Annotated in this window: 20 protein-coding genes; 13 read left to right on the forward strand and 7 right to left on the reverse strand. The window is 63.0% G+C overall.

Annotated elements, in window-relative coordinates:
- Window positions 1-30: 30 nt before the first annotated feature.
- Window positions 31-501, reverse strand: coding sequence for a (2Fe-2S)-binding protein (locus F3J24_RS17540; RefSeq protein ID WP_167009104.1), 471 nt, complete (start codon window positions 499-501; stop codon window positions 31-33).
- 158 nt (window positions 502-659) lie between these two features.
- Here F3J24_RS17540 and F3J24_RS17545 point away from each other — a divergent pair, with 158 nt between their 5' ends.
- The 4 genes from F3J24_RS17545 to F3J24_RS17560 all read left to right on the forward strand — a co-directional run bounded on the left by F3J24_RS17545 (window position 660) and on the right by F3J24_RS17560 (window position 5,078).
- Window positions 660-1,832 (forward strand): helix-turn-helix domain-containing protein, encoded by a 1,173-nt coding sequence (locus tag F3J24_RS17545; protein WP_167009106.1) that lies wholly within the window; start codon window positions 660-662, stop codon window positions 1,830-1,832.
- Window positions 1,833-2,177: 345 nt separating this feature from the next.
- The gene (locus F3J24_RS17550) at window positions 2,178-2,798 is read left to right on the forward strand and encodes a TRAP transporter small permease subunit (protein WP_003069181.1); all 621 of its coding nucleotides are present in this window, start codon (window positions 2,178-2,180) and stop codon (window positions 2,796-2,798) included.
- A gap of 19 nt (window positions 2,799-2,817) precedes the next feature.
- Entirely contained in the window at window positions 2,818-4,656 is a 1,839-nt protein-coding gene (locus F3J24_RS17555) for a TRAP transporter large permease subunit (protein WP_167009109.1), read from the forward strand.
- A 215-nt stretch (window positions 4,657-4,871) separates the two neighbouring features.
- Window positions 4,872-5,078, forward strand: coding sequence for a hypothetical protein (locus tag F3J24_RS17560; protein WP_167009112.1), 207 nt, complete (start codon window positions 4,872-4,874; stop codon window positions 5,076-5,078).
- Here F3J24_RS17560 and F3J24_RS17565 read toward each other — a convergent pair.
- The 5 genes from F3J24_RS17565 to xseB form a co-directional block, all read right to left on the reverse strand.
- On the reverse strand, window positions 5,051-6,133 hold the full coding sequence (locus tag F3J24_RS17565; RefSeq protein WP_003052850.1) for a TRAP transporter substrate-binding protein: 1,083 nt from the start codon (window positions 6,131-6,133) through the stop codon (window positions 5,051-5,053). The genes F3J24_RS17560 and F3J24_RS17565 overlap by 28 nt on opposite strands.
- 185 nt (window positions 6,134-6,318) lie before the next feature.
- Window positions 6,319-7,401 (reverse strand): ABC transporter substrate-binding protein, encoded by a 1,083-nt coding sequence (locus tag F3J24_RS17570; protein ID WP_167009114.1) that lies wholly within the window; start codon window positions 7,399-7,401, stop codon window positions 6,319-6,321.
- A gap of 189 nt (window positions 7,402-7,590) precedes the next feature.
- Window positions 7,591-9,459, reverse strand: a complete 1,869-nt coding sequence (gene dxs, locus F3J24_RS17575) for a 1-deoxy-D-xylulose-5-phosphate synthase (protein ID WP_167009117.1) — start codon at window positions 9,457-9,459, stop codon at window positions 7,591-7,593.
- A gap of 66 nt (window positions 9,460-9,525) precedes the next feature.
- Window positions 9,526-10,467, reverse strand: a complete 942-nt coding sequence (locus tag F3J24_RS17580) for a polyprenyl synthetase family protein (RefSeq protein ID WP_167009120.1) — start codon at window positions 10,465-10,467, stop codon at window positions 9,526-9,528.
- Between the two features lie 38 nt (window positions 10,468-10,505).
- Window positions 10,506-10,745: an exodeoxyribonuclease VII small subunit gene (gene xseB, locus F3J24_RS17585; protein WP_003052843.1), complete on the reverse strand. Its 240-nt coding sequence runs from the start codon at window positions 10,743-10,745 to the stop codon at window positions 10,506-10,508.
- A 434-nt stretch (window positions 10,746-11,179) separates the two neighbouring features.
- Between xseB and F3J24_RS17590 the strand changes: the two genes are divergently transcribed.
- The 5 genes from F3J24_RS17590 to flhC all read left to right on the forward strand — a co-directional run bounded on the left by F3J24_RS17590 (window position 11,180) and on the right by flhC (window position 15,923).
- A complete protein-coding gene (locus F3J24_RS17590; RefSeq protein ID WP_167009123.1) occupies window positions 11,180-12,319 on the forward strand; it encodes an aromatic ring-hydroxylating dioxygenase subunit alpha in 1,140 nt (379 codons plus the stop codon).
- 83 nt (window positions 12,320-12,402) lie between these two features.
- A complete protein-coding gene (locus F3J24_RS17595) occupies window positions 12,403-13,317 on the forward strand; it encodes a DMT family transporter (RefSeq protein ID WP_167009126.1) in 915 nt (304 codons plus the stop codon).
- A 197-nt stretch (window positions 13,318-13,514) separates the two neighbouring features.
- Complete coding sequence (locus tag F3J24_RS17600; RefSeq protein ID WP_167009129.1) at window positions 13,515-14,426, forward strand: sulfurtransferase; 912 nt, start codon at window positions 13,515-13,517, stop codon at window positions 14,424-14,426.
- Between the two features lie 580 nt (window positions 14,427-15,006).
- Complete coding sequence (gene flhD, locus F3J24_RS17605; RefSeq protein WP_003069145.1) at window positions 15,007-15,333, forward strand: flagellar transcriptional regulator FlhD; 327 nt, start codon at window positions 15,007-15,009, stop codon at window positions 15,331-15,333.
- Window positions 15,334-15,371: 38 nt separating this feature from the next.
- Entirely contained in the window at window positions 15,372-15,923 is a 552-nt protein-coding gene (gene flhC, locus F3J24_RS17610; protein ID WP_003052834.1) for a flagellar transcriptional regulator FlhC, read from the forward strand.
- 230 nt (window positions 15,924-16,153) lie between these two features.
- On the opposite strand, the gene ppc is transcribed toward flhC, so the two are convergent.
- Window positions 16,154-19,003, reverse strand: a complete 2,850-nt coding sequence (gene ppc / locus F3J24_RS17615; protein WP_167009132.1) for a phosphoenolpyruvate carboxylase — start codon at window positions 19,001-19,003, stop codon at window positions 16,154-16,156.
- A gap of 78 nt (window positions 19,004-19,081) precedes the next feature.
- On the opposite strand from ppc, the gene hemC reads away from it, so the two are divergent.
- From hemC to F3J24_RS17635, 4 genes are read left to right on the forward strand one after another with little or no spacing between them, the layout of a single operon-like run.
- Window positions 19,082-20,026, forward strand: coding sequence for a hydroxymethylbilane synthase (gene hemC / locus F3J24_RS17620; protein ID WP_167009135.1), 945 nt, complete (start codon window positions 19,082-19,084; stop codon window positions 20,024-20,026).
- A gap of 13 nt (window positions 20,027-20,039) precedes the next feature.
- Window positions 20,040-20,873, forward strand: a complete 834-nt coding sequence (locus F3J24_RS17625) for a uroporphyrinogen-III synthase (RefSeq protein ID WP_167009138.1) — start codon at window positions 20,040-20,042, stop codon at window positions 20,871-20,873.
- Complete coding sequence (locus tag F3J24_RS17630; RefSeq protein WP_167009141.1) at window positions 20,870-21,985, forward strand: uroporphyrinogen-III C-methyltransferase; 1,116 nt, start codon at window positions 20,870-20,872, stop codon at window positions 21,983-21,985. Before F3J24_RS17625 ends, F3J24_RS17630 begins: the two co-directional genes overlap by 4 nt.
- Window positions 21,986-22,002: 17 nt before the next feature.
- Window positions 22,003-23,313, forward strand: coding sequence for a heme biosynthesis protein HemY (locus F3J24_RS17635; RefSeq protein ID WP_167009145.1), 1,311 nt, complete (start codon window positions 22,003-22,005; stop codon window positions 23,311-23,313).
- Window positions 23,314-23,401 lie beyond the last annotated feature (88 nt).

A 23,401-nucleotide genomic window follows, 5' to 3' on the forward strand; every position in this document is an offset into this window, starting at 1 on the left:
GTGTCTCCTCTTCTAGTTGTGATGCGCTGCTCAGGTGGCGCTCATGCCGTCGCGACCCGCTTTGACGGCGGCGACGATGTTCTGGTAGCCCGTGCAGCGGCAGATATTGCCTTCGAGCAGTTCGCGGATCTCAGCATCGGTGGCCTGAGGCTTCTGGCGGCACAGGTCCACGGCACTCATCACCATGCCGGGCGTGCAGAAGCCGCACTGCAGGCCATGGCACTGCTTGAAGGCCGCCTGCATGGGGTGCATGGTTCCATCGGCTGCGGCCATGCCCTCTATGGTCTGGACCTCGGCACCCTGGGCCTGCACGGCCAGCATGGTGCAGGACTTGATGGCCTTGCCATTGACCAGCACCGTGCAGGCTCCGCACTGGCTGGTATCGCAGCCCACATGGGTGCCAGTCAGGCGCAGCTGTTCACGCAGCGCCTGCACCAGCAAGGTATTGAGGGGGACGTCAATGCTGGCCGCGCGGCCATTGACCGTGAACTGAACATTCATCGTGATGCCTCCTGCCTATATCCGAAGAATTGGGTAACAAAGCACAACCTCACTCTCTATGGTGGGCAGTTAGCACCATGCAAGGCGCTAGGGTTGACCCCCAAGCCAGGCGAAACACGCACAGATATTCTCAAAATGAAACACTGTCCGGAGTCCGCATGTCGCCCGCCAGCCTCGCCACATTCGCGCAAGCCGCAGCCCATCCTGGTGCACGCCATTCCCTGCTTGCCCAGGCCAGGCAGCAGTTGCTGGCGATGGACTCACCCCATGCGCTGGTACCGTCTGGCCTTGCCCCCTGGCTCTGGCGCTCGTGGCAGCGCTGCGTGGCGCAGGGCCGTCATCCCGCTCAAACAGTGGAGTTCGAGGCCGTCGGACCTCACGCGTTGCGCCACGCCCAGGAAAAGCACCAGTTGCTGCTGCAGGCCGCAAGCCCGGTCATGACGCAACTGGTCGCGGCCGTGGGTGCCATGCGCTACTTCTGCCTGCTGACCGATGCGCAGGGACTGGTACTGGAAGTGCAAGGCCCCGTCGACCATAGCGATCTGCGCGCGCTGGCCGTGGGCCGTGTCGGTGTGGACCTGTCCGAGCGCGGCGTGGGCACCTCGGCCATAGGCGCGACACTGGCCGAACTCAGCCCGGTATGGCTGCACAGGCAGGAGCATTTTTTTGACGATCTGGGCGACTACAGCTGCGCAGGTGCTCCGGTATTCGGCCCTCAGGGCGAATGCCTGGGCATGCTGGACATCACCGGCATTGATGTACCCGAGCGGCCCGAGCTGCTGCTGCTGGCGCTGCGCTGCGCACGCGCCATCGAAGATCGATTGCTGCGAGCCCTGCCTCACACCCTGCTGCTACGCGTGAACTGGCCCGGCGGGCCGCTGGGCCAGGAGGGAGAAGGCCTGATGGTGTTTGATGCCGAAGGCCGATTGCTGGGCAGCAATACCGTGGCCAGGCAACTGGCGCCACGTCCTCTGCAAGCCCCCGGGGAGGACTCGCTGATTCAGAGCCATGAGCTGCTGGCCCTGCCCTGGAGCCATCTGATCGAGCATGCGCGGCAGCGGCCAGAGGCGCCACTGCAACTGCCGCTGTGGTCCGGGCTGCGTCTGCTGGCGCTGGCACAGGCCGGCCCCTTGCTGCGCGCGCCCGTCATGACAGGCTCCGGCACAGCCAGCCGGGGAGTACCTGCCAATGCCATGGCCACGCCACTGCGCACCAGCGAGTTGCTGCTGATTCAGCAGGCCATGCAGGAGGCGCACGGAAATGTAAGCGTGGCAGCCCGCAACCTTGGATTGAGCCGGGCCACGCTCTATCGTCGACTCGCCAGCAAATAAGAGTCTTGGACCTGGTTCGAAGCAGTTCGACTCTCTCCGGATTTGCCCTAGTTTCAGCACACAGACCCCTCCTCGACAGCAGGCGCACACTAGCATCAGAGCCCATCGAGAACCCAAAATACCTCAATAAAACAATCACCTAAGCGGCACCAGCCATGCGCTTCCAGCTATCGTGCGCATAGCAGACACCACTGACGCTCGGGCACCACATTTGCGTGCGTATTTGTAAAAAACACCATACCTGCGTCCGTAGAATCGCCTGTTCGGTTCAAAAACTCAGATCGCCCCTAAGGCTTACCAGCCCCAACAGCGCGACGCATACACGGCCTACTTTTTGGAGACACCATGCAGGCTTTACTTGCCCTGTCCAGGGCTATCGACAGGCTCAACGCCTTTGTCGGCAAATATTCAATCTGGCTGATATTTGCCGCCACCTTCATCAGCGCCGCCAACGCCATTGTTCGCAAGGCCTTCGACACCAGCTCCAATGCCTTTCTGGAAGTCCAGTGGTATCTGTTCGCATGGTCCTTTCTGATTGCGGCGGGCTACACCCTGCTGCACCGCGAGCATGTGCGCATCGACGTGATCAACAGTCGTCTGTCCAAAAAGGCCCAGGTCTGGATCGACATCATCGGCTTTGCCTTCTTTCTCACTCCTCTATGCCTGACCATTCTGTGGCTGAGCATGCCAGTGGTGATTCAGATGTACCAGTCCGGCGAAATGTCGGGCAATCCCGGCGGACTGATCCGCTGGCCTGTGTGGACAGCGATTCCTGTGGGCATCACCTTGCTGCTGCTGCAGGGCATCTCCGAGCTGATCAAGCGCATTGCCTTCCTGACCGGTGACGGTCCCGACCCCATGGGCAAGCTCAGCGACAAGAGCGCCGAGGAAGAGCTGGCCGAGGCCCTGCGTGCCGAAGCCGATCGCAAGCAGGCTGAGGCGCTGGCCGCCCAGGCCAAGGCATAACGGTAGCGGGAGACAATCAATGGAATTCATCGCTACCAACTACGCCCCCATCATGTTTGCGGGGCTGATCTGCTTTTTGCTGCTGGGCTTTCCAGTCGCCTTCAGCCTGGGTGCTGCGGGCCTGGCCTTCGGTTTTCTGGGCATCGAACTGGGCGTCTTCCCCTCCTCAGTGATGGCCTGGCTGCCCCAGCGCCTGATCGGCATCATGGCCAACGACACCCTGCTGGCCGTGCCCTTCTTCACCTTGATGGGCCTGATTCTCGAACGTTCCGGCATGGCGGAGGACCTGCTTGACACTGTCGGTCAGGTGTTTGGCCCCATCCGCGGCGGTTTGGCGCTGGCGGTGATCTTTGTGGGTGCCCTGCTGGCTGCCACCACCGGTGTGGTTGCCGCCTCGGTGATCTCCATGGGCCTGATCTCTCTGCCCATCATGCTGCGTTACGGCTATGACCGCCGCCTGGCATCGGGCGTGATTGCGGCTTCGGGCACGCTGGCCCAGATCATCCCGCCCTCGCTGGTGCTGATTCTGATGGCCGACCAGTTGGGCAAGAGCGTTGGCGATATGTACAAGGGTGCCTTCATCCCCGGCTTCATGCTCATGGGCCTGTACGTGGTCTGGGTGGCATTCCTGGCCATCTTCAAGCCCCATACCGTGCCTGCACTGCCACCCGAGGCACGCATCTACCGCGAGTCCAACGGCAACTCCGGCTATATCTCGCTGGTCGTGGTGATGGGTCTGTCCACCATCGTGGCCATCTTCCTGGCCAGCCATATGGCCGACCTGCACACTTGGTGGCAGGGCAAGGAAGTCACCGAAGTCGCCACCGACGAGAAGATCGTCACCGCCATGTGCGGCGGCACCTTCATCGCCTTCGTGATCGCCTCGCTCAACCGGGTGCTCAAGCTGGGCCTGCTGTCAAAGCTGGCCGAGCGCGTGACCTTTGTGCTGATCCCCCCTCTGCTGCTGATCTTCCTGGTGCTGGGCACCATCTTCCTGGGCATTGCAACACCTACCGAAGGCGGTGCCATGGGCGCCATGGCGGCACTGATCATGGGTTTTGCCCGCCGTCGCCTGAACATGGACCTGCTCAAGCAGGCCCTGGCCTCTACCACCAAGCTGGCCAGCTTTGTGATGTTCATCATGATCGGCGCCACCACCTTCAGTCTGGTCTTCCAGGCTGCAGACGGCCCCAAGTGGGTAGAGCATCTGCTGACCAGCCTGCCCGGTGGCCAGGTGGGCTTCCTGATCGTGGTCAACATCATGATCTTCTTCCTGGCCTTCTTCCTGGACTACTTTGAACTCTCGTTCATCGTGGTGCCGTTGCTGGGCCCCGTGGCCGAGAAGATGGGCATCGACCTGATCTGGTTCGGCGTGCTGCTGGCCGTGAACATGCAGACCTCGTTCATGCATCCGCCCTTCGGCTTTGCACTGTTCTTTCTGCGCTCCGTCGCACCGGACAAGCAGTATGTGGACAAGGTCACGCACAAGGTGATAGCGCCCGTCACGACCATGCAGATCTACAAGGGTGCCGTACCCTTTGTGCTGATCCAGCTGGTGATGGTGGGCGTGCTAATTGCCTTCCCCGGCATCGTGACCGGCGCGCTCGACAAACCCGTGGTCGTGGACATGAACAAGGTGGGCGACGAAATGCTCAACCAGCTCAACGATGCCGGCGGCGGCTATGGTGCGGACAACCCGTTTGGAGCACCTGAAGGTGGTGAAGAAGGCTCTGCCCCTGCTGCCCCTGCCGAGGGCAGCCAGCCGGCACCGGCGGCACCCGATGCCAGCGGCTATGGATCCGATGACCCGGCCAAGGCCCTGCAGGATTCACTGAGCGCGGCGCCTGCCGCCAAGTAAATCGACACTGCTACCGACACAGCCCCGGCTCGCCAGAGCCGGGGCTTTTTCATGGCTTGAAGATTGATGGATGATAGATTCGCTACCCTGCAGGAAGCCACCATGACCGTCACTGAACTGCTGACTGATGTCGGCCACCCCTGCGCAGATCTGCTGTATCAACCGCCAATGCCCAGGAGTCTTGTTTAGAGCCGGCCTATCGCAGCAGCGATGGAATGCTGACAACCGAAGGAATATGGGAACTGCCCTGCCGAGCCGATGTCATCCGCGTATCGAATGACACCTCCGAGGCAGCGCAGGTGGACTCCCAGCATGATCTCGATGGCATGAAAAAACCGCAGCAAGCTGCGGTTTTTCAACAGCCAGCGCATGGCGCCGGTGACTCTGATCGGGATCAGATCTTGGCAGTCGCCATGTACTGATTGAAGGGGAACTCGGAGAAGCGGTTCCACAGGATCTGGTCGCGCTGGAAAGCGCGCATGTCCTGGTGAATCTTCTTGAATTCGGGCGACTTGGCTTCGTGCTCGGCAAACACTTCCATGGAGGCCTTGAAGCCGGCGTCCATCAGTGGCTTGGGGAACATCTTCAGCTGGGTCTTGTTGGCCACCAGGCGCTTGATGGCCTGAGGGTTGAGCACCTGGTACTTGCTGGTCATGTCGGCGGCAGCCACGCGGGTTGCGGCGTCCAGGATCGCCTTGTTCTCGGGCGACAGCGCGTTGTACTTCTTCAGATTGATGAAGAACTCCAGGTCGGCAGAACCTTCCCACCAGCCGGGGTAGTAGTAGTAAGGCGCAACCTTGTTGAAGCCCAGCTTCTCATCGTCGTAGGGACCGACGAATTCCACGGCATCCAGCGTACCCTTTTCCAGGGCCTGATAGACATCGCCGGCAGGCATGTTCTGTGCCACCACACCCAGCTTGGCCATGGCTTCGCCGAACACGCCGCCACCCAGACGCATCTTCAGACCCTTGAGGTCTTCCACGGTCTTGATTTCCTTGCGGTACCAGCCACCCATCTGGGTCGTGGTGTTGCCTGCGGATGCAGTCTTGAAGTTGTACTTGGCAAAGAAGGCATCCAGCAGCTTGCGGCCATTGCCATGGTCTTTCCAGCCGTTCATCTGCAGCGTGGTCAGGCCGAAAGGCACGGCGCAGCTGAAGGCGAAGATGGGGTCCTTGCCGGTGAAGTAGTAGGCCGCAGTCTGTGCCATATCGATGGTGTCGCCCTGCAGTGCATCCACCACACCGAAAGCGGGCATCAGCTCGCCAGCGGGGTGCACCGAGATCTCGAACTTGCCGCCCGACATGGCCTTGACCACTTGCGACAGCTTTTCAGCGCTGCCGAAGATGGTGTCCAGCGACTTGGGAAAGCTCGAGGCCAGGCGCCAGCGCACGGCGGCCTGGGCGTGAACAGCGGGTGCTGCGCCCGCAGCCAGCACGCCGGCGATACCGGCATTTTTCAGAATGGAACGACGATCCACTTTAGTCTCCTTGAGGAACGAATTGGCCGACACAGACCACTGATCTATGCCAGCTTGACTTATGCAACAGGCACAAAATGTACACGAGTCAATCGTTCAGCATGCGATAAAAAGTGACCGTTCATTTAAGAAGTTCTACCTAGTGAGGTGCATCAAATTAGGCCTTGGCGGGCGGCCATCACTGCTTACAGACGTACCGCGCTCATATAGCTGGCATAGCGAAATTCAGAGAAACGATCCCAGAGCAGTTGGTCATGCTGGAATCCGCGCATGCTGCGGTGAATCTTCTTGAACGATGCCGACTTGGCCTCATGCTCGGCCATGGTGGCCATCACGGCCTTGAAGCCTGCATCCATGAGCTCGCGTGGAAAGGCGCGCAGCTGCACGCGTTCGCTGAGCAGCTTCTTGAGTGCCGCAGGGTTGTACGCCAGATACTTGGCCGTCAGATCCTTGGCGGCCAGCGCCGCCGCGGCTTCCACCATGGCGCGCAGCTCGGGCGTCAGGGCTGCAAAGGACTTGGTATTGATGAAATAGGCCAGCTCGGCACCGCCTTCCCACCAGCCCGGATAGTAGTAATAAGGAGCGATCTTGCCGAAGCCCAGCTTCTGGTCGTCATAGGGCCCGACAAACTCCACCGCATCGAGGCGATTCTTTTCCAGCGCCTGCTGCGCATCCGCAATAGGCATGTTGACGGCTTGCACGCCCAGCTTTTGCAGCGCATCACCGAGCAGGCCGCCACCGGCGCGCATGCGCAGCCCGTGCAGATCCTGCACGGTCCTGATTTCCTTGCGGTACCAGCCGCCCATCTGCGTGCCGGTGTTGCCGGCGCTCAGGCTCTTGATGTTGTACTGGGCGTAGAAATCATCCATGAGCTTGCGCCCGCCGCCCCACTCCATCCAGGCATCCATCTGCCGTGCCGTCAGACCGAAGGGCACGGCGCACCCGAGTGCAAAGCAGTAATCCTTGTCCGTAAAATAGTAGGGCGCCGTCAAAGCCATTTCGACCACGCCGTTCTGCACTCCCTCCATCACGCCAAACGCGGGCATCAGCTCGCCTGCGGAGTGCACGCTGACCTCGATCTGGCCGCCCGACATGAGACGCAGCGACTGGGCAAATTTATCGGCCCCGCCAGAGATGGCATCGAGGACTTTGGGAAAACTCGTCACCAGGCGCCAGCGCAGCACCTCCTGGCTGTGCACCGCCGGAGCCACGCCCGCTGCCAGCACACCGGCCATGCCCACATGTTTGACGAGTGAGCGACGATCCATGAATATTTCTCCGCTAGTAGTTGTCGATTGCCAAGCCGGCAGCCACAGGCATTCTAGGAACGCAGACGCCGTCCGTGTGGCGATTCACGGTTGCCGTCAGTTTTCTTGACGGCAAGCAAAGAAAAAGGCCCTTCATGGAAGGGCCTGGTGTCAATCCATGGGACTTGCGCAAGCCATGCCCATATCGCGTCAGCCTGCAGCCAGACGCTTGCGGATGGAGGCTTCGATGCCTGCGGCATCCAGTCCCTGCAACGCCAGCAGCCTGGCGGGATCGCCATGCTCGATGAACGCATCGGGCAGGCCCAGCTGCAGCACGCTCTTGCTCAGACCATTGCCGGCCAGGCATTCCATCACTGCACTGCCAGCGCCGCCCATGACGCAACCCTCTTCCAGCGTGACGATGAGCTCATGCTCGGCCGCAATCTTGAGCAGCAGTGCTTCATCAAGCGGCTTGGCCCAGCGCATATTGGCCACGCTGGCGTCGAGCGCTTCGGCAGCTTGCAGCGCGGGGTAGAGCAAGGTGCCGAAAGCCAGAATCGCCACCTTCTTGGAGCTCGACTCGCGGCGCATCTCGCCCTTGCCAAAGGGCAGACCTTCCAGACTCTCCAGCGGCGTCACACCCACTCCGGCACCGCGCGGATAGCGCACGCAGACAGGGTGATCCTGCTCATAGGCCGTGGTCAGCAACTGGCGCGTTTCGCGCTCGTCGGCCGGGCAGGCCATGCTCATATTGGGAATGCAGCGAACAAACGCAATGTCATAGGCGCCGGCGTGCGTGGCCCCGTCAGCCCCCACCAGACCTGCGCGGTCCAGCGCGAACACCACGGGCAGGTTCTGCAGCGCGACGTCGTGAATCAACTGGTCATAGGCACGCTGCAGGAACGTGGAATAGATGGCCACCACAGGCTTGACGCCTTCGCAGGCCATGCCGCCAGCAAAGGTCACGGCATGCTGCTCGGCAATGCCCACGTCGTAGTAGCGACCTGGAAAGCGCTTGTGGAACTCAACCATGCCCGAGCCCTCGCGCATGGCGGGCGTGATGCCGACCAGGCGCTGATCCTTGGCGGCCATATCGCAGAGCCAGTGGCCGAACACCTGGGTGAAGGTCTGCTTGGCAGGCGTGGTGGACTTGACCAGACCGACGGCCGGATCGAATTTCCCGGGCCCGTGATAGGCCACGGGGTCGGCCTCGGCCAGCTTGTAGCCCTGGCCCTTCTTGGTGACCACATGCAGGAACTGCGGGCCCTTGAGACCCTTGATGTTCTCCAGCGTGGGGATCAGCGAGTCGAGGTCATGACCGTCGATGGGACCGATGTAATTGAAGCCGAACTGCTCGAACATGGTGGCAGGCACGACCATGCCCTTGGCCTGCTGTTCCAGGCGCTTGGCCAGCTCCAGCAAGGGCGGCACCTGCTTGAGAACGCTCTTGCCCACATCGCGGGCCTTGGCATAGAACTGCCCGCTCATCAGCTGTGCCAGATAGCGATTGAGCGCGCCCACGGGCGGGCTGATGCTCATGTCGTTGTCGTTGAGGATGACCAGCAGATTGGCATCATGCACGCCGCCGTTGTTCAGTGCCTCGAAAGCCATGCCGGCCGTCATCGCACCGTCGCCGATCACGGCGATTGCACGGCGATCCTCGCCTTTTTGCTTGGCGGCCAGCGCCATGCCCAGCGCAGCAGAGATGCTGGTGGACGAGTGTGCCGTGCCAAAGGTGTCGTACTCGCTCTCGGCACGCTGAGGAAAGCCGGACAGGCCACCGAATTGGCGCAGGGTGGCCATGCGATCGCGGCGACCGGTCAGGATCTTGTGCGGATAGGTCTGGTGGCCCACGTCCCAGACGATGCGGTCATAGGGCGTGTTGAACACCGAGTGCAGCGCCACGGTCAGCTCCACCGTCCCCAGGTTGGAGCTGAGGTGCCCGCCGGTCCTTGAGACGCTGTCGATCACATAGTTGCGCAGCTCTGCGGCCAGCGTCTTGAGCTGGGCACGCGAGAGGCCGCGCATGTCTGCGGGATCGTTGATGTTGTGCAGCAGGGAAGAAGTATTCGTGGACATGTTCTATATTTTTTAATAGCTGCTAGCGCCAGCCAATATTCGGTTACAGAGCTTTTCCATTCAATCTCAATGGGTGCGCTGCACGACCATATCAGCAAGTGCGGCCAGGGCCTGGGTATCGGCCAGACCGCTGCGCGTCAGCGCGGCGTGAGCCTGCAGGCGCAACTCCTCGGCATGGGCTCTTGCAGCCTCCAGCCCCAGCAGCGATACAAAAGTGGGCTTGTCATTGGCCGCATCCTTGCCCGCCGTCTTGCCCAGCGTTGCAGAGTCGGCCACCACATCCAGAATGTCGTCCACCACCTGGAAGGCCACGCCCAGAGCCTGGCCGTAGTCGGTCAGCGCGGCCAGTGCCCTGGCGTCGGTCTGTGCATTGCAGGCGGCCCCCATGAGCACACTGCCCAGCAGCAGCGCACCGGTCTTGAGACGGTGCATTTCGCGCAGCTGCGCCTCGCTCAGCTGCTTGCCCACGCTGGCAAGGTCGATGGCCTGACCGCCGGCCATGCCGTTGCTGCCCGCTGCCGCGCCCAGCAGTCGGCACAGCCTGGCCTGCATAGAGCAGGGAATGCCGTCGTCTTCAGGCAGCAGCAGCTCGAAGGCCAGGGCCTGCAGAGCATCACCGGCCAGCAGGGCCGAGGCTTCGCCGAACTGCACATGCACGGTGGGCTTGCCGCGGCGCATGGTGTCGTTGTCCATGCAGGGCATGTCGTCGTGCACCAGGGAGTAAGCATGAATCAGCTCCACGGCACAGCCGGCACGCAGCGTGGCCGCAGCCTGACCGCCCACCGCCTCGGCGGCCGCCCAGACCAGCAGCGGTCGCAAGCGCTTGCCGCCATCAAGCACGGCGTAACGCATGGCCTCACCCAGACCCGCAGGTGCATTGATGCCCACCCAGCGCGACAGCGCTTCTTCGGTGCGCGCCAGTCGCTCCTGCATCCAGACGGAAAAATCCAGGGCAGTCTTGCCCTCGTTCAGAGGCGTCGATGGTTCGGCAATCATTGATTCATTCATGGGCTGCATCTTCAAGGCAAAACGCGCGGACACCGAGATCAGTCCTGGGTCCAGGCAGACAGCTTGCCTTCGTCCAATACCTTGACCTGCTCCTGCACGGCATCGAGCTGGCTACGGCAAAAAACCAGCAGCTCCGCAGCGCGCTGGTAGCCGCTGAGCATCTGCTCCAGCGGCAGCTGACCGGATTCGATCTGTGCAATCAGTTGCTCCAGCTCCTGCAAAGCAGCTTCATAGCTGACAGGCTGTTCAGATTTCTTGGCGGCAGCGGCCTTGGGCATGGATGGTGTGGTTAATGTTGGACGGAAGCGACGATTTTAGGCGTCCCTGCACCATTGGCGTGCAATGCCCGCAAAGCCGGCTGGCGCGATATGTTTTGGCTGTGAATTCCCGACCGGTCCGAGCCTGCCGCGCCCGCCTTTTTGCCCAGCGGCAAGGGTTTGCAGGCGGCTGGCAACTTGCTGACAGGATCCAACGACACATGGACGAAATAACGTCAATACACGTACCAGAAAAACGGAAATAACCCCACAGCCTATAATCCCATTCCCGTCAAGCCGGCCCCGTGCCTGGTCATTCTGGTCGGGCAAACGCGTCGGCAGGCCATGCGCCACCGCCCATTGCCTGAGGCCCGTGTCCAGACAAGGCCGGTTTCGTTTTTTACCGTGTGCGCACGTGCACCCTCCCTGTGGGGAGTCTTTAGGTCAAGTCATCCATGACTGATTTAAGTCTTCAACTGCAGCAGGCCGCAAGCCAACTACCAGTTTCAAGTTATTTCGACGAAGCGCTGTTCCAGCGCGAGTTGGAAACGATTTTCAAGCGCGGCCCGCGCTATGTGGGCCATCAGCTGGCCGTTCCTGAGATAGGCGACTACTACGCCCTGCCTCAGGAAAAAGAGGGGCGAGCGCTGGTACGCAATGCCAAAGGCGAGATCGAGCTGATCTCCAACGTCTGCCGCCACCGCCAGGCCGTGATGCTCAAGGGGCGCGGCAATCTGCTGTCCGAAGGCAAGGGCCATGCCGGCGGCAACATCGTCTGCCCGCTGCACCGCTGGACCTACAGCACCAGCGGCGAGCTGCTGGGCGCCCCCCACTTCAGCCACGACCCCTGCCTGAACCTCAACAACTATCCGCTGCGCGAGTGGAACGGACTGCTGTTCGAGGACAACGGCCGCAACATCGAGGCCGATCTGGCCGGCATGAAGCTGCGCGAGCAGCTCCAGTTCGACGGCTTTGTGCTCGACCATGTCGAGATGCACGAGTGCAACTACAACTGGAAGACCTTTATCGAGGTCTATCTGGAGGACTACCACGTCGGCCCCTTCCACCCCGGTCTGGGCAACTTCGTCACCTGCGACGATCTGAAGTGGGAATTTGCCAGCGAGTACTCGGTGCAGACCGTGGGCGTGGCCCCGAGCTTCGGCAACCCGGGCTCGGACATCTACAAGAAATGGCACGAAGTGCTGCTGGCCTACCGCAACGGCGAACTGCCCGATCGCGGTGCCATCTGGCTGACCTACTACCCCCACATCATGGTGGAGTGGTATCCGCATGTGCTGACTGTCTCGACCCTGCACCCGCTGGCCGTGGACAGGACGCTGAACGTGGTGGAGTTCTTCTACCCCGAGGAAATCGCCGCCTTCGAGCCCGAGTTCGTGCAGGCCCAGAAGGCCGCCTACATGGAAACCTGCATAGAGGACGACGAGATCGCCGAGCGCATGGACGGTGGCCGCAGGGCCCTGTATGAACGCGGCGACAACGAAGTCGGCCCCTATCAGAGCCCCATGGAAGACGGCATGCAACATTTCCATGAGTGGTATCGCCGCATCATGGGTGACAGCGTTCCCCAACGCTGAATGAGGTAAACCTCAAGACTGATAGCTGCTATCGCTTACCCCATAAGCACAGCAGCTATTTTTTATGCTGAATTGAGTGAGATATGCAAGCCCTGTGGATGGTGTTGGCCGCGTTGATTTTTGCGGTCATGAGTGTGTGTGTGAAGTTTGCCTCCCAGGACTTCAATGCGGCGGAGATCGTGTTCTACCGCGGCCTGGTCAGCATGGCGCTGCTGGTCTGGCTGGCCAGGCGCAGCGGCGTGACGCTGACCACCCAGTACTCGCGCGAGCATGCCTGGCGCAGCTTCGTCGGCGTGATCTCCATGGGAGCCTGGTTCTACGCCATCGGCCATCTGCCGCTGGCCACGGCCACCACGCTCAACTCCATGAGCAGCATCTGGATGGCGGTGTTTCTCATCGCCCAGGGCCTGTGGATGCGCCACACCCTGCGCAAGTCCTATGCGGCCGAACCCGAAACCCGCCGCGCCATTCCGCCCTTCCCCTGGGGCCTGGTGTCCACGGTGGTGGCGGGCTTTGTCGGCGTGCTGCTGGTATTGCGCCCGACCAGCGCACCGACCAGCGAATGGGTGGCCGCGCTCGGCGGCCTGTTTGGCGGCATGTTTGCGGCCATGGCCTATATGCAGGTGACCACCCTGTCGCGCCTGGGCGAACCTGAAACCCGCGTGGTGTTCTATTTCTCGGTCGGTTCGGCCATTGCCGGCGGCATCACCATGCTGTTCACCGGCATCTCGCCCTTCCCCGGCTGGAGCGCTCTGTGGCTGGTGCCCGTGGGCGTGCTGGCCGCCGTGGCACAGGTCTGCATGACCAAGGCCTATGCCTCGGCCGGCAGCAAGAGCAACACCCTGGTCGTCGCCAATCTGCAGTACTCGGGCATTGTGTTTGCCGCCCTGCTCAGCTTGGTGCTGTTCGGCGAGAGCATTCCCCTGATCGGCTGGGGAGGCATCGTGCTCATCGTCGCTAGCGGCGCCGCAGCCACCGCCTTGCGCTCCAGAGGCTGATCGTGCCGGGGGTGCCGAGCATCTGTTCCATGCCCCCCTGCCTGTAGCAGCGGCCAGGCCAGATCCGCGCGGCTGGCCATATCCAAACAATGAAGCCCGCTTGAGTCCGATGCGCTGACCCGATCGCATAATGGTTTGCATCGCGCAAGGCTGCACGCAGTGCCGTCTGCAACAGTCAATCTTTGGAGCAGCAAGCCATGAATCACTCGACGCCCGAGCACTACAACACCCTGATTTCCGTCGAACAGCTGGCCCGGCTCAAGGCCATCGGCAAGCCCTTGATGGTGTTTGACTGCAGCTTTGACCTCATGAACCCGCCTGCCGGCCGTGAGCAGTATCTGCAGGTCCATATCCCGGGCGCCGTCTTCGCCGACCTGGACAAAAATCTCAGCGCACCGCATGGCACGCCCGGCGAGGATGGACAGGTCGCCACCAGCGTGCAATCGGCCTCGGGCGGTCGCCACCCGCTACCCACGCGCGAGCGCTTTTCCGCCTGGCTGTCCTCCATAGGCTTTGCCAACGATATGCAGGCCGTGGTCTATGACCGCAATGCCGCCAATTACTGCGGCCGCCTGTGGTGGATGCTGCGCTGGGCCGGCCACGATGCCGTGGCGGTGCTCGATGGCGGGCTTCAGGCCTGGCAGGCGGCCGGCCAGCCCCTGGGCAGCGGGGAAGAGCCCGGCCATTTCCAGTCCAACTTTGAACTGGGCCAGCCGCTTGAGACGCTCAAGACCGTCGCTCAGGTTGAGGCCGATCTGGGTCAGGCCACCCAGACCCTCATCGATGCCCGCGCCCCGGCTCGCTACCGCGGCGAGGTGGAGCCCCTGGACCCGGTCGCCGGCCATATTCCGGGCGCGCTGAACCGCCCCTTCAGCAGCAATATCGCCGCCGATGGACGCTTCAAGCCCGCAGCGCTGCTCAAGGCCGAGTTTGACGAGTTGCTGGCCGGACGCGATCCCTCCAGCGTGGTGCACCAGTGCGGCAGCGGCGTCAGCGCCACCCCCAATGTGCTGGCCATGCGCATTGCCGGCTTTGCGCCCACGGCCTTGTTTGCCGGCAGCTGGAGCGAGTGGTGCAGCCAGCCTTCGCGGCCGGTCGAACGGGGCTGAGCCTGACGCATGCCGGTGCCGCGCCAGGCACCGGCCTCGAGCGGACACGCCTGTCTCCCGCGCTTGCCGGGTTCACTCCCTGATCCTTGAGCAGGCCAGACCGTGATCCGCGCCCTACCCATGTAGGCAAGGCCAGCTCCATCGCCGTGCACCGGGTCTTGGCAGCATGGCCAACGCCCATGTCCGCGCTCGCATGTCGATGCAGCATGGCAACCCGGATGCAGGCCGTTATCACAGGGAATCCGGGCCGTCTTGTTTCATAGGCGATCAGATACCGAACAAAAAGCCGCCTATTTCCTCGTTTGTCATCTTCCGGACAGATTCACAATACATGCACCAGCGGATTCCGGCCTGATGCAATGTCAGCCCCCAACCGGCATCCCAAGTCATCCCGAAGGACGGCAAGGCAGTAAGGGAAATCTTACAGGCCTGCCTGTAAAACCAGACCGGCGATACCGACGCTCCCCGACTTCAGTTCGATCAGGGCTTGAAACACAATTCATTTCAACAGATCGAAACACTTTTAACGTCTTGTTTGTGTGTGCCGTGACGGTCTGTCGAGATTGAAAGGACTGGACCCATGAACAACGAACAACTGCTTGCCGAGATCCGCGAAGCCAACCTCACCTACCTGATGCTGGCCCAGACCCTGATCCGCCAGGACAAGGCCGAGGCCGTGTTCCGTCTGGGTCTGAACGAAGAGTCTTGCGACCTGTTGGGCTCGCTGTCTTCGGCCCAGGTGCTCAAGCTGGCATCGCGCAACACCTTGCTGGCCAGCTTCCGCGCCGATGACGAAATGGTCTGGAGCCTGCTGACCAACCACAGCAGCAACAAGATCGGCAACGCCGCCACCAATACGCTGCACGCCAACATCCTGATGGCCAGCCGTGTCTCCGAAGTGCTCTGAGCACCCGATAGCGACTACCTGGTTTTAAGGAGAGACAGATGCCCGCCGCCAAGACTGCCACCAAAAGCGTTCTGAACGAATCCAAGCAAATCGAGCGCGCCGCCATGCTCATCGAGATGGGCGCCCGCATGCAAGTGCTGGAGTCCGAGACCACGCTGTCTTATGAACGCCTGATCCGGCTGTACAAGGAAATCTCGGGCAAGTCTCCCTCCAAGGGCCAGCTGCCGTTTTCCACAGACTGGTTTCTGACTTGGCAGGAAAACATCCACAGCTCGCTGTTCCTCAACATCTACGAATACCTGTCCAAGGGTGTGGAGCTGGATTCGGCCGAGCAGCTGACCAAGGCCTACCGCCTCTATACCGAACAGATTCAGGCTGCCGAACTCGAGGTGCTGCTGTCCTTTACCCGCGCCTGGCGCCTGGTGAAGTTTGTCGATGCACAGATGCTGACGCGCACCCAGTGCTCGGTCTGCAAGGGCCAGTTCGTGACCGAGCCTTACGAGAATGCGCGCCACTACCAGTGCGGTCTGTGCAATCCTCCCGCTCGCGCCGGCAAGAGCAAGGCGGCTGGATCCTTGATGCTTCACTGAGGGGTTGACTCCCCCTGAGCCGCTTTGCGGCCTCCCCCTGAGGGGACGACATCCTCGCTGCGCGGCGGCGCTTGCTTGATGTCTCGCTTTTGGAGCATGCCTGCTTGAAGGCTCTTCAACTTTCATAGCTATTAGCGCCATACATAAAAGGGTTTGAAGCATTTATTGGCTTCAAACCCTTTATTCATTGGCGACAACAGCTCCATATTCAGGAGCAGCCACCAGCGGCCTCAACCCGTGTTGCGCACTCCGGCGGCAATGCCGTTGATGGACAGGTGGATGCCGTTCTTGACCCTGTCGTCGGTCTGTCCCGCACGCCAGCGGCGTACCAGCTCCACCTGCAGATGGTTCAGAGGATCGATATAAGGGAAGCGGTGGCGGATGGAACGCGCCAGCGCGGAGTTGTGCTCCAGGCGCTGCTTGTCGCCCGTGATCTGGTTGAGCGCTTCCACCGTGCTCTGCCACTCGGCCTCGATCGCACCGAAGATGCGGCGGCGCAAGCGCGTGTCGGTCACCAGTTCGCTGTAGCGCGAGGCCAGGTTCAGGTCGCTCTTGGCCAGCACCATATCCATATTCGAGAGCAGGGTGCGGAAGAACGGCCACTGGCGGTACATCTTCTGCAGCAGCGCCAACTGCGCCTTGGCATCCTTGCCGGGGCGGTGGATGAAGGCCTGGATCGCAGAGCCGAAACCGTACCAGCCCGGCAGCGTCAGGCGGCACTGACCCCAGCTGAAGCCCCAGGGAATGGCGCGCAGGTCTTCGATGGCCTGGGTCGCTTTGCGCGATGCGGGACGCGAGCCGATATTGAGTTCGGCGATCTCGCGAATCGGCGTGCTGCTGAAGAAGTAACTGGTAAAGCCCGGAGTCTCGTAGACCAGCGCGCGATAGGCCGCCATGCTGGTTTCGGACAGAAACGCCGCAGCCTCCAGGAAGGCCTTGGTCGCCGGCTTGGTCGGCTGCAGCAGCGTGGCCTCCAGCGTGGCGGCCACCAGGGTCTCCAGATTGCGGCGCCCGATCTCGGGGTTGGCATATTTGGAGGCGATGACCTCGCCCTGCTCGGTCAAGCGGATCTGACCACGCACCGTGCCTGGCGGCTGCGCCAGAATGGCCTGGTAGCTGGGGCCACCGCCACGTCCCACGGTGCCGCCACGGCCATGGAACATGCGCAGCCGGATGCCGTAATGATCGGCCAGATCGTCAAACAGATCGACCAGCGCAATCTCGGCCCGGTACAGCTCCCAGTTGCTGGTGAAGATGCCGCCGTCCTTGTTGCTGTCGCTGTAGCCCAGCATGATGTCCTGCTCGCCGCCGCTTTTTCGAACCAGCTCGGCAATTCCGGGCAACTGGTAGTAGCGGCGCATGATGGGCGCGGCATTGCGCAGGTCCTCGATAGTCTCGAACAGCGGCACCACGATCAGATCGCATTGCGCACCGTCCTGCAGGGTGCCGCGCAGCAGGCCCACTTCCTTTTGCAGCAGCAGCACTTCGAGCAGATCGCTGACGGTCTCGGTGTGGCTGATGATGCAATGGCGAATCGCCTCGCCGCCCAGACGCTCGCGCAGGCGCTTGGCGGTCTCGAAGATGGCCAGCTCGCTGCGCGTGTGGTCGCCATAGTCGCCGCCCATGACGCGCAGGGGGCGTGCGTCTTCGAGCAGGCGCACCAGCAGCGCGCATTTGGCGTCTTCCTCGAGAAGGCTGTAGTCGAGCTCGACCTTGGCGACCGAGAGCAGCTCGCGCACCACTTCCTCATGCTTGTCCGAGCTTTGGCGCAGATCCACCGTGGACAGGTAGAAGCCGAAGACCCGCACCGCGCGCATCAGCGGGCGCAGGCGCTGCGGCGCCAGGGCATCGCCGTGATAGCGCGACAGCGAGTCGTCGATGATCTGCAGGTCGGCCAAAAACGCATCGGCCGATGCATAGGCATTCTGGGGCGCCACGGCATGGCGTGCCGCCTCGCCGCCCGTCAGCTGCTTGAGCGTCGCGGCCAGCCGCGCATAGATGCCCGTCAGCGCCCGGCGATAGGGCTCGTCGCTGCGGTGCACATTGTGGTCGGGAGAGGCATCGGCCAGCGCCTGCATCTCGGGCGTGATGTCGACCAGGTTGGCCGACAGCGACAGCTCGCCGCCCAGGTAGTGCACCTCGCGCAGATAGTGGCGCAGCGCCACGTCGGCTTGGCGCGACAGGGCCAGCTCCAGACTCTCGGCCGTCACAAAGGGGTTGCCGTCGCGGTCGCCGCCAATCCATTGGCCCATGCGCAAAAAGCTCTGCTCGGGCAGCTTCTCGCCCAGCTCCTGCTCCAGCTGCTCGTAGATCTTGGGGATCTCCTGCAGGAACGTCGCCTCGTAATAGGACAGGGCGTTCTCGATTTCGTCGGCCACCGTGAGCTTGGAATGGCGCAGCAGCCGGGTCTGCCAGAGCTGGGCCACGCAGGCACGCAGTTGCGCCTCCACCCGCGTCAGCTCGCGCGGAGTCAGTGCATCCTTGGCACTGTTGTAGAGCTGGGCGCGCATCAGGATATCGTCGCGCTCGGCCAGCAACTGGGCAATGCGGCGCTCGGCCGTCAGAATGCTCTGGCGCTGCACCTCGGTGGGGTGGGCCGTCAGCACGGGCGAGATGAAGCTCCTGGCCAGCGTGTCGACCACCGTGGCGGGCGAGATGCCAGCCCAGCGCAGGCGTGCCAGTGCCACCTCGATGCTGCCTTCCTGTGTGTTGCCGGCGCGCTCGTGCACGGCGCGGCGGCGGATGTGGTGGCGGTCTTCGGCCAGATTGGCCAGGTGCGAGAAATAGGTGAAGGCGCGAATCACGCTCACCGTCTGGTCGCTGGACAAGCCCTTGAGCAGCTTCTTGAGCGCCTTGTCGGCCGCTTCGTCGGCATCGCGCCGGAAGGCCACCGAAAGCTGACGCACCTGCTCGACCAGCTCGTAGGCCGGCCCACCTTCCTGCTCGCGAATCACATCGCCCAGAATGCGCCCCAACAGCCGTATGTCCTCGATCAACGGCAAATCCTTATCGGTCTTGCGTGCCGGCTTTTCGCCATGTTTGTCTGCATGTGCGGCGCTCTTGGGGCGGGCGGAAGGCATGAACTATTCTCCTTGGGCACGGTGTAAGGCAACTCGCCATGCTAGCATTCCCTGTTACCCGTTCGAGACCGCGCCGTCATGAAATTTTCTGCATCCTCACCCACATCCATCGTCATTGCCACACGCGAGAGCCAGCTGGCCATGTGGCAGGCCGAGCATGTGCAGGCGATCTTGCGCGGCCGCGGCCACAGCGTGGATCTGCTGGGGATGACGACCAAGGGCGATCAGATTCTGGACCGTGCCCTGTCCAAGGTGGGCGGCAAGGGCCTGTTCGTCAAGGAGCTGGAAGTGGCTCTCGAGGAAGGCCGCGCCGATCTGGCCGTGCACTCCTTGAAGGATGTGCCCATGGAGTTGCCCGAGGGCTTTGAGCTGGCCTGCGTGATGACGCGCGAAGACCCGCGCGATGCCTTTGTCTCCAACCGCTATACATCGCTGGACGAACTGCCCCAGGGGGCCGTGGTCGGTACCTCCAGCCTGCGTCGCCAGGCGCTGCTGCAGGCGCTGCGCCCCGATCTCAAGATCGAGGCCTTGCGCGGCAATGTCAACACCCGCCTGCGCAAGCTCGACGAAGGTCAGTACGACGCCATCGTGCTGGCAGCCGCCGGCCTGATGCGCCTGGAGATGAGCGATCGCATCCGCGCCAGGTTCGATCCGGCCCAGATGCTTCCCGCCGCCGGCCAGGGCGCTTTGGGCATCGAGGTTCGTGCAGACCGCCAGGACATCATCGACGCCCTGGCCCCGCTGGCCCATATGCCCACCTGGCTGACCGTGACCGCCGAGCGCGCCGTCAGCCGCTGCATGGGCGGCAGCTGCTCCATGCCGCTGGCCGCCTATGGCCGCTTTGAAGGCGACACCCTGCACATGGATGCGGCCTGGGGCGACATGGAAGGCGACAAGGGCCTGGTGCGCGTGCAGGCCAGCGCCAGCGTCACGGACTTTGCCAGCGCCAATGCGCTGGGCGAACAACTGGCCGCGCAGTTGCAAGCTGCGGGTGCCGTGCCTGCGGCGCCCAAGCAGGACTGAGCCGCACCTGCCAATGCGCCGCGTTCTGGTCACCCGCCCTTTGCATGATGCGAAACCCTGGGTCGACGCGTTTCGCGCCCGCGGCCTGCAGGCCGAGGCCTTGCCGCTGCTGGCCATCGCTGGCTGCACGGACCCGACTGCCCTTCAGGCTCTGCTGAGTGCACGCCAGCTGGCGCTCAAGCCCGGGCAGTACCGGGCCGTGATGTTTGTCAGCGGCAATGCGGCGCAGTATTTCTTTAGCTCAAACCCATCTCAAACGCTTACTGGTCAATCGCTTCTAGCTCCCGATACAAGAGCATGGACTCCCGGTCCGGGTACGGAGCGTACCTTGCTGGAACTCGGGCTGAGCTCCCACCAGATCGACGGCCCCAGCCCAGATGCTGCCCAGTTCGAGTCCGAAGCGCTGTGGCAGAACGTCCATGACCAGATTCGAGCTGGCGACCGCGTGCTGATCGTGCGCGGCGCAAGCCCCGCCACCGGCAATGCCGGCAAGCCAGTCCCTTCCACTCAAGGTGCAGGCCGTGACTGGCTCGCAGCCCGACTACGTGAAGCCGGCGCCGAGGTGGAGCTGTTGGCCGTGTATGAGCGCCAGCTTCCCAGCTGGACGGCGCAGCAGCTGGATGTCGCGCGCCAGGCCGCCAGCGACGGCAGCCTGTGGCTGTTCAGCAGCTCGGAAGCTGTTGCCAACCTGCAACAGCTTCTACCCCAACAAAAATGGCACCTGGGGTTAGCGCTCACCACCCATGAACGCATTGCCAGCAAAGCACTTTCAGCAGGTTTCGGTCGGGTTTTGCACAGTCGCCCAAGTCTGGACGATGTGGTGGCGTCTATAGAATCGGCTCTATGAGCTCCGATGCCATCCCCACCTCCGACAAGCAACCCACAGCCCCATCACCCAGCCAGGACCATCCCGCCCCCGTTCAGACCGGGCGGGGCGCGCCCGTGGCTCTGGTGCTGACGCTGGGCACGGTGGCCGCCGCCGCCCTGGTTGCCTGCGGCATGCTGTGGCAGCGCGTGGGCAATATGCAGGAGCAATTGGCGCGCCAGTCGGCACAGTCGGGCGCTCAGTCGGTGGAGGCACGCACCCTGGCCAAGGACGCTCAGGATCTCGCTCGCGACAGTGCTGCACGCGTTTCCGTGATGGAGGCCCGAGTGGCCGAAATCAGCCTGCAGCGCAACCAGCTTGAAGAGCTGATGCAGAGCATGTCGCGCTCGCGCGATGAAAACCTGGTGGCCGATATCGATTCCTCGGTACGCATGGCCCAGCAGCAGGCCGAGCTCTCGGGCAGCCTGCAGCCACTGGTCGCCAGCCTCAAATCGGCGAGAAAGCGTGTGGAAAGCACGGCTCAGCCACGCCTGGCGCCTGTGGTGCGCGCCATTGATCTGGATCTGGACAAGCTCTCGCGCATGAGCGTGACGGACACCACGGGAGTGCTCAGCCGTATCGAAGACCTGATCCGCCAGGTGGACGACCTGGCCCTGATCAACGATGTGGGTCGCCCGCGCGCGCGCGATGCCCAGCCCCGCAAGACGACGGCCGCCCATGACACACCCGAGGACGCCAATCTTTCGCCCACGCAGTGGATCTGGTGGCAAGGCCAGGGCCAGCGGGTCTGGGACTCCTTCAGGGACGGCGCGGCCGATCTGGTGCGCGTGCGCCGCATCGATCATCCCGAGGTGGCCCTGCTGGCCCCCGAGCAGGGCTATTTCCTGCGCGAAAACCTCAAGCTGCAACTGCTCAATGCCCGTCTGGCCCTGCTGTCGCGCCAATGGGAGTCGGCCCGCGCCGACCTGAGCGCGGCAGGCGCCCTGCTCAACAAATACTTTGACGCACGCTCGCGGCGTACCCAGATCGCCCAGGCACAGCTGCAGCAGATTCAGGCCAACCTGCATTCGGGCGGACGCGTGCAGCTGGAAGACACGCTGAATGCACTGGCCACTGCGGCTGCCGGCCGCTAAACGGGGAGGACACAAAGATGCGCGCCGCCTTGTGGTTGATGGGTCTGTTTGCCGTGGCCGTGGCCATGGCCTTGTTTGCCGGCAATAACCAAAGCTCGGTCACTTGGTTCTGGTCGCCCTACCGGGTGGACATGTCGCTGAACCTGGCCCTGGTTCTGCTCTTTCTCGCGTTCGTGCTGCTCTATGCCGCGCTGCGCGCCCTGGCGGTGCTGCTGCAAATGCCGCACCAGGCACGCCGCTGGCGCATGCAGCAAAAAGAGCGCGGCATGAACCAGAGCCTGCTCGAAGCGCTCTCGCATCTGCAAGCCGGTCGCTTCTTGCGCGCCCGCAAGTCCGCGCTCACGGCCCTGTCCACCGAACAATCGCTGCGCGACGCCAAGGCCGGCCTGCCTTATGGCGAGCGCCTGAACGCCACCGCCCATCTGATCGCCGCCGATGCCTCCCATGCCTTGCAGGATGCCGCCCTGCGCGACCAGCACTGGCAGCAGGCTCTGGAAGTGCTGCCGGTGCCCGGCAACACTCAGGACTCGGAAATTCGCGAAGGCGCGCAGATGCGCGCCGCCCGCTGGGCACTGGACGACCGCGATGCCGCCGAATCGATCCGGCGCCTGGGCGAGCTGCCGCTGGGTGCGGGCCGTCGCACGATTGCCCTGCGCATCAAGCTCAAGGCCGCACGCCTGTCCGGCAACACGCAGGTGGCGCTGGACACCGCCCGTCTGCTGGCCAAGCACCGCGCCTTCTCTCCCGCAGCCTCGGCCAGCGTGGTGCGCGGCCTGCTGCTGGCCAGCATCCGCGATGCGCGCGACACCTCGTCGCTGCAGCAGTTCTGGCTGTCGCTAGACGAGGACGAGCGCGCCATGCCCGAAGTGGCCATTCCGGCCACCGAGCGCCTGATCGAGCTCGGCGGCGAAGCCCAGCAGGCGCGCACCTGGCTGCTGCCGGTTTGGGAACATCTGCTGACCCAGCCCGGTCCGCGCACGGAAACGCATCTGCCCAAGCTGGTGGAAGTGCTGCAATCGTGCCTGGGCAAGCTGGATGGCGCCTGGCTGGCGCGCATGGAGGCTGCGGCCAATGCCAACCCGCGCGAGCCGCGCCTGCAATACCTGGCCGGCATGGCCTGCGTGCAGCGCGAGCTGTGGGGCAAGGCCCAGCAGTTGCTGACCCGCGCCGCGCCGCTGCTGCAGGACCCCCTGCTTCGCACCCGCGCCTGGCAGCGCCTGGCGCTGATGGCCGAGCACCGTGGCGATATGGAGGCCTCGGCCATCGCCTGGAAACTCGCAGCCCAGGCCATGGTGGTGCTGCCGGACAATCCGGCGCAGGACGAATAGGCGCCGCCTCGCAAGGAACACGGCGTCGCGCGGACGCTGGCCCTGCACCCTTAGCGCAAAGCAAAAGGCCACGGCCGCCGCGGCAAAC

The organism is Comamonas sp. Tr-654 (assembly GCF_011752915.1).
Lineage (GTDB): Bacteria > Pseudomonadota > Gammaproteobacteria > Burkholderiales > Burkholderiaceae_C > Comamonas.

Coding starts and splice junctions, on each gene's coding strand:
- F3J24_RS17595 (WP_167009126.1), top strand. CDS start 12,403: ATGCAAGCCCTGTGGATGGTGTTGGCCGCGTTGATTTTTGCGGTCATG.
- F3J24_RS17540 (WP_167009104.1), bottom strand. CDS start 501: ATGAATGTTCAGTTCACGGTCAATGGCCGCGCGGCCAGCATTGACGTC.
- hemC (WP_167009135.1), top strand. CDS start 19,082: ATGAAATTTTCTGCATCCTCACCCACATCCATCGTCATTGCCACACGC.
- F3J24_RS17635 (WP_167009145.1), top strand. CDS start 22,003: ATGCGCGCCGCCTTGTGGTTGATGGGTCTGTTTGCCGTGGCCGTGGCC.
- ppc (WP_167009132.1), bottom strand. CDS start 19,003: ATGCCTTCCGCCCGCCCCAAGAGCGCCGCACATGCAGACAAACATGGC.
- F3J24_RS17555 (WP_167009109.1), top strand. CDS start 2,818: ATGGAATTCATCGCTACCAACTACGCCCCCATCATGTTTGCGGGGCTG.
- F3J24_RS17600 (WP_167009129.1), top strand. CDS start 13,515: ATGAATCACTCGACGCCCGAGCACTACAACACCCTGATTTCCGTCGAA.
- F3J24_RS17580 (WP_167009120.1), bottom strand. CDS start 10,467: ATGAATGAATCAATGATTGCCGAACCATCGACGCCTCTGAACGAGGGC.
- F3J24_RS17545 (WP_167009106.1), top strand. CDS start 660: ATGTCGCCCGCCAGCCTCGCCACATTCGCGCAAGCCGCAGCCCATCCT.
- flhC (WP_003052834.1), top strand. CDS start 15,372: ATGCCCGCCGCCAAGACTGCCACCAAAAGCGTTCTGAACGAATCCAAG.
- F3J24_RS17590 (WP_167009123.1), top strand. CDS start 11,180: ATGACTGATTTAAGTCTTCAACTGCAGCAGGCCGCAAGCCAACTACCA.
- F3J24_RS17625 (WP_167009138.1), top strand. CDS start 20,040: ATGCGCCGCGTTCTGGTCACCCGCCCTTTGCATGATGCGAAACCCTGG.
- F3J24_RS17570 (WP_167009114.1), bottom strand. CDS start 7,401: ATGGATCGTCGCTCACTCGTCAAACATGTGGGCATGGCCGGTGTGCTG.
- F3J24_RS17560 (WP_167009112.1), top strand. CDS start 4,872: ATGCTGACAACCGAAGGAATATGGGAACTGCCCTGCCGAGCCGATGTC.
- F3J24_RS17550 (WP_003069181.1), top strand. CDS start 2,178: ATGCAGGCTTTACTTGCCCTGTCCAGGGCTATCGACAGGCTCAACGCC.
- F3J24_RS17630 (WP_167009141.1), top strand. CDS start 20,870: ATGAGCTCCGATGCCATCCCCACCTCCGACAAGCAACCCACAGCCCCA.
- flhD (WP_003069145.1), top strand. CDS start 15,007: ATGAACAACGAACAACTGCTTGCCGAGATCCGCGAAGCCAACCTCACC.
- dxs (WP_167009117.1), bottom strand. CDS start 9,459: ATGTCCACGAATACTTCTTCCCTGCTGCACAACATCAACGATCCCGCA.
- xseB (WP_003052843.1), bottom strand. CDS start 10,745: ATGCCCAAGGCCGCTGCCGCCAAGAAATCTGAACAGCCTGTCAGCTAT.